At 52.6% G+C, this 14,382-nt stretch carries 11 protein-coding genes; 2 read left to right on the forward strand and 9 right to left on the reverse strand.

Features of this window, described 5'->3' with window-relative positions:
• Positions 1 to 55: 55 nt before the first annotated feature.
• The 4 genes from MLE19_RS06585 to MLE19_RS06600 all read right to left on the reverse strand — a co-directional run bounded on the left by MLE19_RS06585 (position 56) and on the right by MLE19_RS06600 (position 4,970).
• A complete protein-coding gene (locus tag MLE19_RS06585) occupies positions 56 to 1,696 on the reverse strand; it encodes a BCCT family transporter (RefSeq protein WP_240717290.1) in 1,641 nt (546 codons plus the stop codon).
• Between the two features lie 233 nt (positions 1,697 to 1,929).
• Positions 1,930 to 2,805 (reverse strand): glycine betaine ABC transporter substrate-binding protein, encoded by an 876-nt coding sequence (locus tag MLE19_RS06590; RefSeq protein WP_240717292.1) that lies wholly within the window; start codon positions 2,803 to 2,805, stop codon positions 1,930 to 1,932.
• Positions 2,806 to 2,937: 132 nt separating this feature from the next.
• Positions 2,938 to 3,768: an ABC transporter permease gene (locus tag MLE19_RS06595; protein ID WP_240717294.1), complete on the reverse strand. Its 831-nt coding sequence runs from the start codon at positions 3,766 to 3,768 to the stop codon at positions 2,938 to 2,940.
• Entirely contained in the window at positions 3,768 to 4,970 is a 1,203-nt protein-coding gene (locus MLE19_RS06600) for a quaternary amine ABC transporter ATP-binding protein (protein ID WP_240717295.1), read from the reverse strand. The genes MLE19_RS06595 and MLE19_RS06600 overlap by 1 nt, the downstream gene beginning before the upstream one ends.
• A 422-nt stretch (positions 4,971 to 5,392) precedes the next feature.
• Here MLE19_RS06600 and MLE19_RS06605 point away from each other — a divergent pair, with 422 nt between their 5' ends.
• On the forward strand, positions 5,393 to 5,851 hold the full coding sequence (locus tag MLE19_RS06605) for a hypothetical protein (RefSeq protein ID WP_240717297.1): 459 nt from the start codon (positions 5,393 to 5,395) through the stop codon (positions 5,849 to 5,851).
• Between the two features lie 226 nt (positions 5,852 to 6,077).
• Here the strand turns inward: MLE19_RS06605 and MLE19_RS06610 are convergent, their stop codons facing one another.
• The 5 genes from MLE19_RS06610 to MLE19_RS06630 form a co-directional block, all read right to left on the reverse strand.
• Positions 6,078 to 7,478: a sigma-54-dependent transcriptional regulator gene (locus MLE19_RS06610; RefSeq protein WP_240717299.1), complete on the reverse strand. Its 1,401-nt coding sequence runs from the start codon at positions 7,476 to 7,478 to the stop codon at positions 6,078 to 6,080.
• Positions 7,479 to 7,489: 11 nt separating this feature from the next.
• Positions 7,490 to 8,935: an ATP-binding protein gene (locus MLE19_RS06615; RefSeq protein WP_240717301.1), complete on the reverse strand. Its 1,446-nt coding sequence runs from the start codon at positions 8,933 to 8,935 to the stop codon at positions 7,490 to 7,492.
• Between the two features lie 53 nt (positions 8,936 to 8,988).
• Positions 8,989 to 10,173 (reverse strand): PQQ-dependent sugar dehydrogenase, encoded by a 1,185-nt coding sequence (locus tag MLE19_RS06620; RefSeq protein ID WP_240717303.1) that lies wholly within the window; start codon positions 10,171 to 10,173, stop codon positions 8,989 to 8,991.
• Positions 10,174 to 10,289: 116 nt separating this feature from the next.
• Positions 10,290 to 11,165, reverse strand: a complete 876-nt coding sequence (locus MLE19_RS06625) for an AEC family transporter (RefSeq protein ID WP_240717304.1) — start codon at positions 11,163 to 11,165, stop codon at positions 10,290 to 10,292.
• 78 nt (positions 11,166 to 11,243) lie between these two features.
• Complete coding sequence (locus MLE19_RS06630) at positions 11,244 to 12,158, reverse strand: LysR family transcriptional regulator (RefSeq protein ID WP_240717306.1); 915 nt, start codon at positions 12,156 to 12,158, stop codon at positions 11,244 to 11,246.
• A 191-nt stretch (positions 12,159 to 12,349) separates the two neighbouring features.
• On the opposite strand from MLE19_RS06630, the gene MLE19_RS06635 reads away from it, so the two are divergent.
• Complete coding sequence (locus MLE19_RS06635) at positions 12,350 to 14,308, forward strand: ligand-gated channel protein (protein ID WP_240717308.1); 1,959 nt, start codon at positions 12,350 to 12,352, stop codon at positions 14,306 to 14,308.
• Positions 14,309 to 14,382: the final 74 nt, after the last annotated feature.

Raw genomic sequence — 14,382 nt, forward strand, 5'->3', positions numbered from 1 at the left:
AACCCAATGTGTGAGTTGCCCGTTTGCGTACTCGCTAGCTAAGCCAAAATGCGTTTCATACCGCTTTTGGCTCGCTCATTAACCCTTTTACGATGGCATAACACGCCACCAGCAAAATGATGGTGAATGGGAAGCCCGTAGAAACGGCCATAGTCTGTAGTGCCGTTAGACCGCCGCCTAATAGCAGTGCAATCGCAATAGCGCCTTCAATGATTGCCCAGAACACGCGCTGAGGCTTAGGTGCATCGACCTTGCCACCGGCGGTAATCGAATCGATAACCAGCGAGCCTGAGTCAGAGGAGGTTACGAAGAAGATAATCACCAGGATGATCGCGATGAACGAGGTGATTTGTGACAGCGGCAACTGCTCCAGCATGATGAAGAGCTGCAGGTCGACACCTGCGTCACGCACGGCTTCAATACCCTGGCTGACATATTGATCAATGGCGGTACCGCCGAAAGTGGTCATCCACAATACCGACACCACAGAAGGCACGATCAGTACAGATATAAGGAATTCACGAACGGTACGACCACGGGATACCCGGGCTATAAACATACCGACATACGGAGACCAGGAGATCCACCATGCCCAGTAGAAGGCCGTCCAGCCTTGGCTGAAGTTGGCATCTTCACGGCCGAAAGGATTCGACAGCGCAGGTAAGTGAACGAAATAGTTGAGCAAGTTCTCAAAGAAGCCGGTCGCGATGAGCATGGTGGGGCCAACCGCGATCACAAAGAACAGCAGCAGCGCCGCCATAGCAATGTTGATCTTGGATAGCAACTGCACACCCTTATCAACGCCCGCCATAATCGAGCCAATAGCGATAACCGTGATACCCATGATCAGTAGAATCATGGTGATGTCACTTTCTGGCGCGCCAAACAGATACGTCAAACCGGCAGCCGCTTGAGTAGCCCCTAGCCCTAATGAAGTTGCTAGGCCAAACAGCGTGGCAAACACGGCAAGAATATCAATTAAGTGACCCGGCCAGCCCCAAACGCGCTCACCCAAGATTGGGTAGAACACCGAACGCATTGAAAGCGGCAAACCCTTATTGAACGAGAAGAGTGCTAACGATAGTGCGACGACCGCGTAAATTGCCCAGGGGTGTAGACCCCAATGGAAAATAGTGGCTGCCATGCCCAGCGCTGCTGCACCCGCGGTATCACCTTCGGCTCCACCTAGCGGAGCCCAGCTGCCACCGTCAAGGGAGGTGCCAAAGTGGGTCAAAGGTTCATTAACGCCAAAGAACATCAGGCCAATGCCCATGCCTGCGGCAAACAGCATCGAGAACCAACCCATATAGGTAAAATCGGGCTTGGCATCGGCGCCACCAATGCGGATTTTACCTAATGGTGAGAAAATCAGGCCCACACATAAAATAACGAAAATATTGGCGGCTGAAATAAAGAACCAAGCTAGATTGCCGGTCAAGAAGCCGAAAATAGCGTCGTAAATAGGCGCAATCGTTTCTTGCAACGCTAGCGTCATTATTACAAACAGCAACACCACAATAGCTGAAATCGTAAATACCTTGCCGTGCAGGTCTAAATTTAAACCCATGGTATTTGTGGTGATATTGTCTTGGCCGATTACATAATCGGTATCAATCAGATTCGCCGGGCCATCTGGAGCAGGAATGCCCTCAGAGACCGGCTCTTCAGGGGGACGTTTGTCGTCGTGGTTATCCACTGGAGCCTCTCTACTTCGATCAAGATGTTTCGATCAAAAAATGTTGAACAGAAACCAAGATGTGGTTTTCAACCAGCATTGCATGGCGTGCATTAAGGCGCACACAATAGCAAAACGGCTGGAACTGTGTTCAACGCATTGTGAACCATCGGGCTTATAGTACTGATCAAAAACAGTACTTATAACGACAACAGAGGGCCTAAGCCCCCTGTCATCGTATTTGCACGAGTAGTTTAGCTGTCAAGCCACTGCTCAACCACGTCTTGGTTATCCTCTACCCACTGCTTAGCGTTTTCGTAGGGGTCGCTGCCGTCTTCCTGGTTCATGAGCATAACTTCACCCATTTGCTCAGGCGTCCATTCGAAAGCGTCGAGAATGGCATAGGCTTCCGGCATGTCATCTTCCAGGCCTTCACGAACTGCGGTATGGATCTGCTCCGCACCACCGTAGACATTTTCAGGATCGTCTAGGTATTTGAGGTCAAAGCGGGCGAACATCCAGTGAGGCGTCCAGCCGGTCACAACGACGTTCTCTTCGTTAGTAATGGCGCTCGACAGTGCCGCCGTCATAGTGGCACCACTACCGCTGCGCAGATCCAGCTCAAGGTCATAGGTATCCACAACCTCTTCAGTGAGGCTCATTAAGCCAGCACCGGGGTCAATACCGATAATCTCGCCATTAAAGCTGTCGGCGTTATCGTTGAGGTCAGCAATAGAATCGACGTCGGTGTACTCAGGAACAACGAGACCCAGTTTGGTGCCGTCAAGGTTAGGGCCAAGGTCTTCGATGCTATCACCCAAGCGTTCCATGTAATCAGCATGGGTGGTGGGCAGCCAGGCGGCCACAATAGCATCCGCATCGCCAGAGGAGAGCGCTTGGAACATGGCAGCGGCGGAAAGTGAGGTGAGATCAACCTCATAACCTGCTTGTTCCAACACCGCGGCAATCACGTTGGTAGAAGCGACTTCAGATGACCACTCCACGTAGGCTAGATTAATCGGGCCTTTCTCTTCTTCGGCCTGCGCCGCGCTGCTGACAGCTACACCAGCACCCGCTAGCAGTGCCAGTGACGCAAGACGGATACGGAGGTTCAATGTGCGATGTTTCATTCACTTTCTCCCTTGGGTATAAAATTATTAATGTACACAGCTTAAAAACATAGCAGCTGCAAAAACAGCATGATGAGCAAAAAGCGACTTAGCAAGCGTATGGCTCAACGCAGTCGCTTCTGCTGTGTTGCTTTATTGCCGTGTTTTTCTGAGCGACTGGGTTAAGCGATCAAGCAGCATGGCCAGAATGACGACCGCAATGCCCGCCTCAAAACCATCACCAGGGCGCAGACGTTGTATAGCGCGCCATACTTCGCTGCCTAGCCCATCGGCGCCGATCATGGCAGCAATGACCACCATGGAGAGGGCAAGCATAATAGTCTGGTTGATGCCGGCCATGACCGTGGGTAGTGAGAGCGGCAACTGCACTTTGAACAGTTTCTGTCCCCGCGTGGCGCCGTATGCATCGGCAGCTTCGATTAGCTCCACTGGAACCTGACGGATACCCAGTGTGGTAAAGCGAATCGCCGGGGGCATCGAAAAGATCACCGTGGCAAAAATTGCTGACACCGAGCCAATACCGAAAAACGGAATGGCAGGAATCAGATAAACGAATGCCGGCATGGTCTGCATAAAGTCTAGTATCGGCATAATGACCCGGTAAAGCCGATTGGAGAGGGCCGCAGCAATGCCGACAGGTAACGCAATGACCACCGCCACCATGGTAGCGAACACCACCAGCGTGAGCGTCTCGATCATTGGGTTCCAGAGGCCCAGGTTCCAAATCAGTGCCAAACCGGCGACGGCGCCGATGGCTAACCTAGGGCCCGCCAGTTTCCAGCATAGTAGTGCTATCAAACCGAGCAGTGCCCACTCAGGCAGCCACATTAAGCTGTCGTTGAGTACATCAATGCCGGTTTGCGTAAAGCGAGAGATGCCTCGGGTAACCAAAGAGTATTCGCTGGTCAACCAAGTCAGGCCGCTTTCGATCCAATCACCTAGCGGGATGCGTGGGATATCCATTATTGCTCTCCTGCCCGTGCCAGTTCATCGAGTACTGCGCCTTTAACCACCACCCCAAGCAGTTGTTCCTGCTTATCAATCACGGCGATAGGGAAGCTTTTTTCACTAAACATGGCAAACAGGTTATGCAGCGGTTCATCCATAGGGACTTTGCGAAAATCCTGGGTTAAATAGGGGATAATTGAATCAGCCCCCTCTTCAATTGCCCGACTGGCGGCGTCCACTTCCAGTAGTCCGAGCAGACAGCGATCGCGATCAACTACATAGATAGAGTCGATAGTGTGGTCGCGCATGCGGTGAAGTGCCGTACGTGGCCCATCGCTTTCGCGGGCGGTGGTGCGTAGTGGGCGCATGGCGCTCTCGGCGGTCAGAATACGTGACCGATCAACCCCTTCGATAAAGCGCCGCACGTAATCATCGGCAGGCTTTGTCAGAATCTCTTCTGGCGTGCCGATCTGTACCACTTCTCCATCTTTTAGCAGCACGATGCGGTCGCCAATGTTAAGCGCCTCATCCAGATCATGGGTGATAAAGACGGTGGTCTTTTGCATTTTCGACTGCAGTTGTAAAAGCTCTTGCTGCATGTCTTTGCGAATTAGCGGGTCGAGTGCGGAGAAGGCTTCATCCATTAATAGCACGGTGGCATCGTTGGCCAGCGCGCGGGCCAGGCCGACCCGCTGCTGCATGCCGCCGGAAAGTTGATTTGGGTAGGCGTCTTCCCAGCCCTCCAAGCCAACCTGCTTCAGCGAATCATGCGCAATCTTGTGTCGTTCTGCTTTCTCTACGCCGCGAATTTCCAAACCGAACTCGGCGTTTTGCTGCACAGTGCGGTGAGGAAATAGCGCGAAGTTCTGAAACACCATAGAGAAGTGGCGACGACGACACTCAAGCAGAGCTTTCTCTTTCAGCGTCGGAATGTTTTCGCCATCAATGACGATCTCGCCTTCGGTGGTCTCTATAAGGCGATTAAGGCAGCGAATCAACGTCGATTTTCCCGACCCCGATAGGCCCATTATGACCAGCAGCTCACCTTCGTAAACATCAAACGATATATTCGATAGTCCCAGCGTCTGGCCTGTTTTCTCCAAAATTTCAGGGCGCTTCATTCCCTGGTTACGCAGTTCGATGGCTTTTTGTGGGTGCTTACCAAAGACTTTACTTAATCCGCGCACTTTAATTTTGACGGGTCGTGTCTCGTCCATCGGCGATGCCTTTTTAGTGAGAGGAATGGGCGTGTGTCGTTGCTACGCCATTCATAAAGAAATAAGAGCTTGAGTTGGATAATTTATTAAAAATTATTATACATAGGTAGGGCCTGTGTGTCACAACGGCTCGCTCAACGGGGCAATTAACGCCACATGTGTCATTTTTTACCCACTAGAATTTATATGATGGAGCGTTTTGTACGCGCACGTTTTGTTTTTTATGATAATGATTTAATTGATATTTTTATTATTTATGCTGTATTGGCACAGGAAGTGAATGTGATCTATGTAATTACCTCAATCTCGAAAATATGATTGATGAGTAAATAAGTTGTGTAACGAAGGAAGAGTAGCCAAGTCGTCATTTAAGTAATTTGATGTTGAAGATATTAACGGTGCCAGTAATGGAGGTGGGTATTATGGATAATCAACATAACCACATTGAACATCAGCAAATTTCCAAACGCCCACGTTGGTTAACGCTGTGCATGATGGCCACAGCGGCAAGCGTCATCGTATTAGCTGGTTGTGGCGACAATGAAGAAACTGCTCCCCCCGCTGAGGAGACTTCGCCACTAGAGCAGGATGCAACTACCCAGCCCGAATCGACGATGAGTCAAGAGCCAGCAATGGAGCAAGACCCTGGTTTACCTGAAGAGTCAGGTTCACAAGGTTCGATGTCTCAAGATGCGATGACTCAAGAGAATGGCACCACTTCTGGCGAACCTATGACTGGTCAGGATATGCCCGAAGACACCATGGATGAGCCTGTAGAAGGTACCATGGATCCAGATGACGAAGCTGGTTTTGGTGAGGGCACTGACCCAATGCCTGGCACCGACAGTGAAGATGACGAGAATTCGAGCTCTGCTCAGTGAAGTATGCATGACACGTATTGAGCATGTATTGCGCCAATACTGAGGCCAATACCGAGTTAGTACCGCTCCCTACGATGGTAAGTCGCATCAGCTGTCTGTTCCCTGCGGCTGCTCCACACGATTTACCATCCTTTTCGCCCCCGCGCCCGCGGGGGTTTTTTTGTCTTGCGTTTGGCCCTCTAGCAAGTCAGTTTTAGAAGGCTGTTTTAGTTATTCCTGATTGTGCTTATTCATCGTTGTCTTCTAAGCGACGGTAGAGCGTGCGACGTGCAATCCCCAACACCTCGGCAGTGCGCCGTTTATTGCCACCCGTTGCTTCTAATACTTTGTTAATATAGCGTTTCTCGACTTCTTCTAAACTCGGCCAGCGAATCGGTGGAGGGGCTGGTAACTGTCCACTAGCGAGCAGTTCGCCACTGACGGCAGGCACCAGCGGTGTGCCGGTTTCCACAGTGGATTGCTCCCGCAGTCGTTCGGGCAAATCTTTGTGGTTAAGGGAGCCATCTTCGCTCAGGGTAACGCCGCGCATAATGGCGTTTTCCAATTCGCGAACATTGCCGGGGTAGGCGTAATTCAGCAAATTGTTGAGGGCTTCGGGTTCGATTTGCTCTATCTGTTTGCCCTGTGCCTCTGCGTGCTTGTCGATAAGAGCAAACACCAGATGCTCGATATCGGTACCGCGCTCCCTCAGCGGCGGAATACGCAGCGAGAAAGTTTCCAGCCGGTAGAAAAGGTCACTACGAAAGTTACCTTGCTCTATCTCTTTGTCTAAATTTCGATGGGTCGCCGCGATAATGCGAACATCGACCGGTTCTTCGCGTTCACCGCCCACGGGACGCACAGTCTTTTCCTGCAGCGCCCGTAGTAATTTAGCCTGCAGATTGATAGGCATTTCACCAATTTCATCTAAGAAAAGGCTGCCGCCCTGGGCGCTTTGGAAGAGCCCCTTACGCGCTTCGTTGGCACCAGTAAAAGCACCTTTTACGTGGCCAAAGAACTCACTTTCCATCAAGTCGGCGGGAATGCTGGCACAGTTGACCGGCACGAAGGGCTGGTCGTTGCGCGGGCTCTCTTGATGAATGGCGCGGGCGAGCAGCTCTTTACCGGTACCGCTTTCACCCAGGATCAGAATCGGCGCATCGCTTTTGGCAAGGCGTGAGGCGTCATGAAACAGCGCCTGCATGACCTGGCTTTTACCCACAATACCGTGGAAATGGCTGATATCCGCGTCGTGTGAAACCGCCAAACGCTGCCGCTCAAGTACCCGAAAGACGGCATCGCGAATAGCATCAAGATCAAGCGGTTTGGTGAGAAAGTCGTCAGCGCCAAGCTTTAGCGCCTCGACTGCCTGATCAATAGTGCCAAAGGCGGTAATCACAATAATCCCCAGCTCACTGCCCGCTTGGCGCAGCTGCTGAAGTAACTGGATGCCTGTCATTCCCGGCAGGCGTACGTCGGTAATAACCAGTGAGACGGTGGTGTGGCTCAGTAAGGCAATAGCCTCTTCAGCGCTAGGGACGCCCAGCGTTGCATAGCCTGCATCCTGCAGCTCTTCCTCTAATAACTCACGTATAGCGGCGTCATCTTCCACCACCAATAAAGGTAAAAGGTGTTCCTGATGGGTCACAAACGTTGTCCTCACGCGGATGCGGTTTCACTAAGGGGAAGCGTAATTTCAAATCCAGCGCCGCCTAGGGCGCTGTCAAACACGCCGATCGTGCCGCCGTGGTCGTTAATAATGCGGTGTACCATAGAGAGCCCCAAACCACTGCCTTGCCCGACAGGTTTGGTGGTGAAAAATGGATCGAACACTTTTTGGTGATGGGAGTCGGGGATGCCCGGGCCATCATCTTCAACCCATAGTACTAATTCATGTTCTTGCTGCTGGGCTCGCACCCGAATACGGTTAACGTCGGGGGCTTGCGCGGCGTTTCTCAGTAAATTGGTTAACACCTGAACAATTTGTTGCCCGTTGGCGAGTAAATTGGGTGTCGGTGACGGTAATTCAATGTCTAGGCGAATATTGCGCGGCTCTAGTTCTTCTTCCACTAACTCACTGGCACTCATAATAAGCTGGTCGAGCGCCTGTTCGCCTTTCTCCACGTTATGTTGTCGGCCCAATTCCATCAATTGACGCACGATTTCAACGATGCGTTCTACTTCGCCGCGGATTCTTCCTAAGCGTGCTCGCTCGTCATCACCAATGACATCCCTACGAGCTAAGCGCTGAGCCTGACCATTGATCACCGTTAGCGGCGCGCCTATTTCATGGGCAACCCCCGCGGCGAGTACGCCCAGCTCGGCCAGTTTTTTCGATTTACGCAGGCGTTTTTCGAGTTCGATCTCACGCCGTTGGCGATCTTCGATTTCGTGGTCTTTCTCTGCCATCGCGTCCAGCATGCCATTTAAACCGGAAGCGAGGCGACGATATTCAGTCGGGCCGTCTTCTGTGGCGCGTTGACTGCGATCACCATCCTCTACCAGCAGCATCACGTGGAGTAAGCGGTTAAGCGGGCGCTCGATATGGCGACGAAATCCCCACCAAATACTAAAGACAATCCCGGCGGCCCCAATCACAAAGACCAGCACTGCCACAATGCTGATAAAGCCAGTGTAGTTCTCAATCCCAGTATTTAAACGATTAACTTGAAGCACGCCATACACAGTGCCATCTTGCGAGCGCAAAGGTGTCAACGCAGAGTAGTAGTTCCATCCATCATGCTGTCGATAATTGCTATATAAGTCATCGCGCTCAATGACCTGCTGAATTTCTTCTCGGCTGAAAATATCTTTGCCCAGGCCTAGTCCGTAAATATCGCGCCCATCGGTATCAAACACATAGGCGCCATAAATGCGATGGAAGGAGAACGCCGACTGTAGCGCTTCTTCAAGCGGGGTGTTGCTGTCGGGGGTGATGGCGTAGCTCAGGGAAGAACTCAGCGTACGAGTGATAATCTCAACTTCCGTTTGCAGCTTTGAGCGTACGTTATCCTCAAGCGACTTAATCGCCACCAAGCTAAACACCACCAGGATGACAAACAGCGGCACGATCACTGTTAAAATAATTAAGTTGCGTAAGCGCATGCGGCATCCATGGTGGTATCAATACGGTTTTGTATTAGCGAGTGAGTGGGCCGCTACGGATGCGTTGGCGCCAAACGATACAAGCCGCCCTGAGGGTCATCAGTCAGCAAATAAATACCATCAGGCCCTTGGCGAACATCTCGAATGCGGCCAATTTCCCCATCTAAAATTAATTCTTCTTCTGCCACGCTGCCGTTCTCCAAGCGCAGGCGCAGCAGCTTTTCACTGCCTAGTCCACCGGCCAGTAAGTTGCCTTCCCACTCGCCAAAGGCGTCGCTGGTTACTTCTGCAAGCCCGGCGGGTGCGAAGCGGCCTTCAAAGACGTATACAGGGTCCACCATCCCAGGCAGTGAATCTTCGCCAATCGGCTCGTTGGTGGCGTAATCATTGCCCTGGCTGGCATCCGGCCAACCATAATTATTGCCTGCTTCAATGCGGTTCAGCTCATCACCGGTACGTGGGCCATGCTCTGACGCCCAGGCTTCACCGTTGCTCATGACGGTCATGCCTTGGATATTGCGGTTCCCCATGGAGTAGATTTCGTCCAGCGTGTCATCATCATCCACAAAGGGGTTGTCATCCGGCACGCCGCCGGTAGCGGTAAGGCGCAACGTTGAGCCAGCATGGTCATCGCTTGCTTGGGCGCGGGGCGGCTCGCTACCGCGGTCGCCGATGCTCATCAGTAGGGTGTCGTCGGGCAGCCATGCTAGCCGCGACCCATAATGGCGGCCAGGGCCTGATGCGCGATCCTGCTCAAATAAGTGTTCTACCTCTCCTAACTGATTGCCCTGCCATTTTACCCGCGATAGCGCTGAAAGGCTGTTATCGCCTTCGGGCTTGCTCCAGGTGAAATAGATCCAGTCGTTTTCACCACCATCGCCTTTAAAATCAGGATGTAAAACCACATCTAACAAGCCGCCCTGACCTCGAGAACTCACTTCTGGCATGCCTTCCAGGGTACTGGCCTCGCCACTTTCCGGGTCGATAAGGTTTAGCTGCCCGCTGCGTTCGCTCACTAGGTAACGGCCATCGGGTAAAAAGGCCACCGCCCATGGGTGCTCGAACCCATCAGCCATGCGCTCAATGGACAGCGTAAGGTGATCGGTTTCCAGCGATTCCTGCACAACTTCCGCATTGGCTGTGTTAATAGCCCCCGCCAGCATTAGTCCACCGATTCCTGCCAAAGCGCTAGCGGTAAGGCGGCGAGGAGTTTGATTGCGCGTGTTCGTATAATGCATAGCGTGGCCTCAAGTAGTGTTAGTGCCCGTTATCGTTGGCAATAGTCTAGCAGTGACTCTTCACCCACGTTGAGGTTCCGCTAAGAGTGTTTCAACGGCGTTCTTGAAATGCGGGCTTACATTAGCAAAGCGAGTAGCGCCGGTACATAAAGCAGCGCTAACAGGGTCGAACAGAATACTAGGCTTGCGACATAGGCAGGCTCGCGCTGGGCACGTTGGGCAAATAGGTAATTGAAGACCGCCACCGGCATACACATTTGCACCACTAAAATACTTTGTGCAATCGGGGGGAGGCCCACCCAGCCAGCGATAAACCAAGCCGCGACTGCGGCAAGCGGAATACGCACCAAGCTAAACCCCAGCCCCGAGCGCAGGTTTTTAACCTGAATGCTGGCCAGTGACACGCCTAGCGTGATCAGCATGAGCGGTACCGTGAACCCGGACATTAAATCCACGGTGTTGGCCAGCCATGCGGGTAACTCAGTACCCGTCAGCAGCAGCGCCATGGAAATAACAATGGCGTACACCGTCGGCGTTTTAACCAGGGTTTTGAGTGGGTTGCCCTGGCTATTGAGCGCAGCGCCCAAGGTAAATTGAAATAGTGATACGGTGACCATGACCGTGATGCCGTAGGCAAAGCCCGCACTGCCAAACGCGTACAGCACTACGGGTAAGCCCATGTTGCCGGTATTGGGATACATCATGGGAGCAAGTAAAACCCGCCAACTGCGACGCAACAGTTTTGCCACCAAAAAGGTCGCGGCCCCCATGGTGAGAATCACTAACGCGGCGGCCAGCATAGTTTGGCCGAAAGTGGCTGCATCAATGTCGGCGCCTGCAAGAGACGCCAATACCAATGAGGGCGTACCAATGTTAAATACGAGCCGGGTAATGAAGTCGACCGGGTAAGGGTGGCCTAAGCGTATCCAGGAATAGCCAAGCCCTGCACCGGCAAGCACAGGCGCCATGACGGCAAAAAGTTCGGCAAGCATTTACTGTCCTTGGCAATCGTTAGCTGCCTATTGTCGTTAATGAGCGGGCTAACTGGCAAGGTAAACACTCGAATTCCGCTAAACAGTCGCGGTTGTTCCGCGCCACTGGGCCGGCACTTGGCTGCGTAAAAACTCCAACAAGGCGTGGGTTCGGCGCGATTGGTGGCCATAAGCGTAGAGCAGCGTAATGGGTAGTGGGGTTGGCTCCCAGCCAGGTAGGCAGTTAATCAATTCACCTGGATGATGTTGTTCGCGCTTTGCGGTTAGCCAGTGAGCGAGTAGGCCAATACCCTGACTGCGCGCGATGGCATCAATGTGTAGCGCGGTGAGATCCACCCGCAGCCGTGAGCGGGGCGGGCTAAAGGTATATTCGCCATACTCAGAGTGAGATAGCAGAAGCCCGTTGGAAGCAGTGCCCAACAGGTCTATCCAAGCATGTTGATTCAGCTCTTCAGGGTGATTGGGTGTTCCTTTATCCGCGAGATAGGGAGGGCTTGCATATAGCCCACGGGTTAAGTGACCCAAACGCTCCTGATTAAGCCCGCACTCATGGGTTGGCCCCAGCCACACGTGAACACTGTTACTGTGCATTTTAGTCGGCGGCGTCTCACGGGTATGCAGCGTTAATTCCACTTTTGGATGACGATTTAAGAAAGCATCAATCGCGCTGGCTAACCAACTGCGCGCTAGAGCGCCATGAACCTCAAGGGTTATTTCACCGCTGATCTCTTCGCGCAGTTCAGCCAGCGCCTCTTGGCTATGCGCCGCCATCGCTAAAAGCTCAGTGCAGTAGTTGTGAAACAGTAGCCCCGCCTCAGTCGGGATTAAGCGGTTGGCCTGGCGCCGAAGAAGGGGTTGATTAAGCCGGGCTTCGAGCTGGCTAATGCGACGGCTTAACGTCGATTTGGCTAATCCAAGCTTCTGGGCACTGCGTGTCAAACTGCCCGTGGTCATCACATCGGCAAAAGCGGTGAGTTCGTCAAAGTCATACATGGTCAGGCCCACGGGATAAGGGTGAGCGCTAATTGTGCCACTGTTTGGTGCGAATGAAAATAATAGGCATTTGTGTTCCGTTTGGTTGAACGTACCGTCTCACCCTATTGTGTAAAGAGTGTGCAAAAATATTAATGCTAATAATTCGCATTTAATAGAGCGGTTGCTCACTCACCACGAAGGATTTTGCTATGTCACCCTGTTTGCGTCGCACGCTGCTAGCCAGCGCGATTTGTACCCTATCCAGTGGCGCTGTATGGGCACAGGAAGCGCCCCGCTTAGACGATATGGTGATTACAGCGTCCGGCTTTGAACAGCAAATCACCAATGCACCCGCGTCCATCAGCGTGGTTTCTCGCGAGCAGTTAGAGCGGGGCCACTACCAGAGTGTAACTGATGCCTTACGTGATGTTCCTGGCGTCATAGTTACCGGGGGCGGGAGAGGGGATAACGGCCAAGATATCTCGATCCGGGGTATGCCCTCCCAGTACACGCTGATTTTGGTGGATGGTCGCCCGCAAAATTCGCGCGAGTCTCGCCCCAACGGTAGTGCCGGGTTTGAGCAAGATTGGTTGCCACCGTTACAGGTCATTGAGCGTATTGAAGTAGTACGCGGACCGATGTCGACGCTGTATGGCTCCGATGCCATTGGTGGTGTCATCAACGTGATTACCCGTAAAGTTGCTCAGCAGTGGCACGGTAGCGTTCAGCTCGACACGGTGCTGCAAGAAGACAGTGATTCCGGCGACAGCCGCCAGGCCAACTTTTATCTCAGCGGGCCCTTGGTAGGTGATCGGTTAGGCCTCCAGCTCTATGGCCGTGCCTCCCAGCGCGATGAAGACAACATCATTAACGGCTACGAAGATAAAAGCCTGCAAAGCCTTACGGCGCGGCTGAGTTTCGCCGCCTCGGATAATCACGACTTCACTGCTGAAGCGGGCATTACCGAGCAGGACCGCCAGTCGCTGATGGGTAACTCGGCACCTTCAGAGGGCTGCCGGGGAGGCTGTAGCGATAGCTTTAATGAGTTTACCAATCAGCATGTTGCTGTAACCCACAGCGGGCGCTTCGATTGGGGGACCAGCGAAAGCTACCTACAGCGTGAACGTAGTGAAAACAAATCACGTGATATCCAAATCACCAACACTACTGCCAAAACCAGCGCAGTCATTCCGCTAGGTGTACACATGGTGACGTTGGGGGCTAGCTACGAAGAAGAGTCATTAGAAGACAGCACTACCAACACGATTTCTTCACGCACTGAGATTGATAATAGCCAGTGGGCCATCTTCGCTGAGAATGAGTGGATGTTGACGAACACGTGGGCGCTAACCGGCGGCTTACGCTTGGATAATGATGATAACTTCGGCAGCCATATTAGCCCGCGGCTTTATAGTGTTTGGAACATGACCCCAGACTGGACGTTAAAAGGAGGCGTCTCTACTGGTTATCGTTCGCCCAATCTACGTGAAATCACCGCTGATTGGGGGCAAACCAGCCGTGGCGGCGATGTTTACGGTAATCCCGATTTACAGCCAGAAACGTCGCTCAATAAAGAGTTGGCGCTGTTATATGCCAATGATGCGGGGCTAAGCGGGGGCGTTACGGTATTCCATAATGATTTTAAAGATAAGATCACTCGAATTGCATGCCCTGAAGGTGTGTGTGCCGAGGGAGCGAATCGGTTTGGTAGCGATCCTACTTATCGCATTAACATCGATGAAGCGGTAACCCAGGGAGTAGAAGTCAGCCTCTCTGCGCCGCTTACCGATACCGTTGAGCTAACCGGTAGTTACACCTTTACCGATTCTGAGCAAAAAAGCGGTGATTATGCTGGCGAGCCGTTAACTCAGCTTCCTCGCCACCAAGTTTCTGCCTCGTTAGATTGGCAAGTCTCAGCCAAGCTGAGCCAGTGGACCAAGGTGACCTACCGCGGAGAAGAGAGCCAGCCCAATACCGGCCCTTCACAAAGTGCCACCGTGGCGCCGTCTTACACCTTTATTGACGCCGGTATCGGCTACCAGTTGAACGAAAATACTCAACTCAACGCCGGCATCTACAACCTGTTCGATGAAGAGATCGACTACGATGAGTATGGCTATGTGGAAGATGGCCGTCGCGTCTGGTTAGGTTTGAACGTCGCCTTCTAAATCGTCAAAACCATCACCAACAAAACAACAGCGGCTATCTAGCGATAGCCGCTGTTGTTTTGTTGGTGCATTTC

Source organism: Vreelandella neptunia (genome assembly GCF_022489065.1).
In the GTDB taxonomy this organism is placed as follows: domain Bacteria; phylum Pseudomonadota; class Gammaproteobacteria; order Pseudomonadales; family Halomonadaceae; genus Vreelandella; species Vreelandella neptunia_A.